This window comes from Scytonema sp. PCC 10023 (assembly GCF_963920835.1).
Lineage (GTDB): Bacteria > Cyanobacteriota > Cyanobacteriia > Cyanobacteriales > Nostocaceae > Kalymmatonema.
Map to the genome: position 1 here is coordinate 1 of NZ_CAWUDP010000364.1, position 442 is coordinate 442.

Genomic DNA, 442 nt, shown 5'->3' on the forward strand with positions numbered 1-442 from the left:
TGGCGACAATCATTTCTTCATTTTCCACTGAACAAGGTCCAGCCACGACTACTAACGGATGATTTTGACCAAACGTTACTGGACCATTGGGAGTTGGCACAACCACTTCACTTGGTTCACCATAGCGATATTCTAAGGAAGCCCGCTTAAATGGCTGTTTTACCCGCACGACTTGTTCAATGAATGGGCTGATTTGTTGAATGTGTTCTGGAGCGATCGCAGTTGTCTCACCCACTAAGCCTATGACAACTTTGTCTTTGCCGACGACTTTTTCAACTGTGACAGGGTAGCGATCCAATTCTTGAATGATGCGTTGAACTTCAGATGCACTTGTTTGGGATTTGATGACGACAATCATTTTGTTTTCCTCGTAAAATAGTTTTGGTTTCTTGTTTGTATCTTGGGACGCCGTGAGTTATTTGGCGTTTTCAACTCGTTTTTT

1 pseudogene is annotated in these 442 nt (G+C 43.0%); it reads right to left on the bottom strand.

From position 1 onward, the window contains the following. A pseudogene (locus ACM0OZ_RS49235) lies at positions 1-358 on the bottom strand (3-deoxy-7-phosphoheptulonate synthase); the annotation flags it as partial. Positions 359-442 lie beyond the last annotated feature (84 nt).